The following is a 2,123-nucleotide window of genomic DNA, read 5'->3' on the forward strand; positions in this document are numbered from 1 at the left end:
AAGCCACGTTGTACACGAGATGGAGCGGTTCCTGACCGGCCTTGGTACTGTTGCCGTGATCGCGCCCTTGCTTGGCTTATTGGGAACGGTCATTGGTATGATTAAGGTGTTCGCCCAGTTGCAACTTGAAGGTGCTGGAAACGCAGCTGCACTTGCTGGTGGTATCTCTGAGGCGTTGATCACAACAGCGGCAGGCCTGACGGTCGCAATCCCAGCCTTGATTTTTCACCGTTACTTTTTGCGCCGTGTTGACGAGATCGTTGTTGATATGGAGCAAGACGCCTTACGCCTTGTAGAGGTTGTTCAAGGCGAGCGCGAACCATCGCGTGCAGAGGAAACAACGCCTTGAATTTCAAACGCCAATCCTCTGAAGAAGTTTCAGTCAACTTAACACCGCTGATTGATGTGGTGTTTTTGTTGTTGATTTTTTTCATGGTATCGACCACTTTTACTAAGGAAAGCCATTTGGAGATCGATTTGCCTCAGTCGAGTGCAGATCCGGCGAAACCAACGGCTGACGAGATTGAAGTGATCATTAATGCTGAAGGTGAGTTCTCTGTAAATGAGAGAGCACTGATCAACAATCAGGAAGATACCCTGAAGAAGGCGGTTGAGAGAATTTCAAACGGAAACACCAAGATACCGTTTATTATTACCGCAGACTCAAAAACCGACCACGAATATGTTGTTCGTGTTATGGATGTCGCAGGTCAACTCGGGTTTGTTCAGCTGAGTATCACAACGCAAAGAGCGCAGTCGAAAAATTAATCGCACGCCCGCCCATGTAGTAGGGGCGGTTTCTTGCAGACTTACTTAGGTTAGCGGCCCACTATGATAAAAGACGCGCAAGCGTTACAGGAAAATGAAGACTCCAATTGGCAGGTTTATCGCCGCCTTTTGGTGTACCTGAAACCTCTAAAATTCTTTTTTGCTCTCAGTGTCTTAGGTAACTTTATCTATGCTGGCGCCAGCGCTGCAATGGTACAGGCGCTTGAGTATGTGATTAAAACCGTAGAAAACCCAACGCCAGAAGGGCGAATAATGCTTCCCGCATTGATTTTGGGGTTGTTCGCCATGCGTGGCTTGGGCGGTTTTCTTGGGGGCTATTATATTGCCTATGTCGGACGAAATATTGTCCATCAAATGCGTCTGAATATTTTCGATAGCTATCTTAAACTGCCCACCGCGTTTTTTGACAGTAATTCGTCCGGACATCTGATTTCGCGCATTACGTACAACGTTGAACAAGTGTCATCCGCCACGACCGATGCCATTACCGTCTCTATTCGCGAGGGTCTTACCGTTTTATTCCTACTTGGAGTGATGGTGCATGCGAACTGGAAACTTACACTTATTTTCTTAAGCTTAGGCCCGCTGATTGGTTTTGTGTTGAGCTATGTGAGCAAGCGCTTTCGCAAGTTAAGCAAGCGCATCATGAGCTCTGTTGGCGATGTTACTCATGTCACCTCGGAGGTCGTTACGGGTTACAAAGTTGTTCGAATATTTGGCGGCGAAGAGTACGAGCAAGAGCGTTTTCTCGATTCGAGTAAGTACAACTTAGTACAAAGCTTAAAAATGGAGCTTACCAAGATGGTGAGCACACCAGTTATTCAGTTATTGGTGGCGTTGTCGGTTTCTATTTTGATTTGGCTGGCTCTTGCTCCGGACGTTCGAGGAGATATGACCGCGGCGACGTTTGTGGTCATTATTACTGCCGCCTCTACGATGGCTAAGCCAATTCGACAGCTGACACAGATTAACGAGAAGATTCAGCGTGGAGTTGCAGCCGCCCGTGATTTATTTGCAGTCATGGACGCCGACCCTGAGGAAGACAAAGGCGAAAAGGTACTCGAAAAGGTGACGGGGCGAATCGAGTTTAAAGACGTTCGTTTTCGATATCCGACAAGTGAACAAGACGTGCTCAAACAGTTCAATCTGACAATAGAGCCAGGACAAACTGTCGCGTTGGTGGGGCGTTCAGGGAGCGGTAAATCCACCGTGGCCAATTTGTTGCCCCGATTTTACGAGCCCTCCGCAGGAAGTATTGAGTTGGATGGCGTGCCCTTGGCTGACTATACTCTGCGCTCTCTGCGTGACCAGATAGGCTTGGTGACACAGCATGT

Annotated in this window: 3 protein-coding genes; all 3 read left to right on the top strand. The window is 48.1% G+C overall.

Annotated features, from left to right (window positions below):
- On the top strand, positions 1-349 hold a 349-nt coding region (locus tag A3750_RS22455; RefSeq protein ID WP_197475250.1), incomplete at its 5' end, for a MotA/TolQ/ExbB proton channel family protein.
- A complete protein-coding gene (locus A3750_RS22460) occupies positions 346-768 on the top strand; it encodes a biopolymer transporter ExbD (protein WP_068456215.1) in 423 nt (140 codons plus the stop codon). The genes A3750_RS22455 and A3750_RS22460, both read left to right, overlap by 4 nt.
- Before the next feature lie 63 nt (positions 769-831).
- Positions 832-2,123: ABC transporter transmembrane domain-containing protein (locus A3750_RS22465; protein WP_068548883.1), on the top strand; the 1,292-nt coding region annotated here is incomplete at its 3' end.

The organism is Oleiphilus sp. HI0079, from assembly GCF_001635105.1.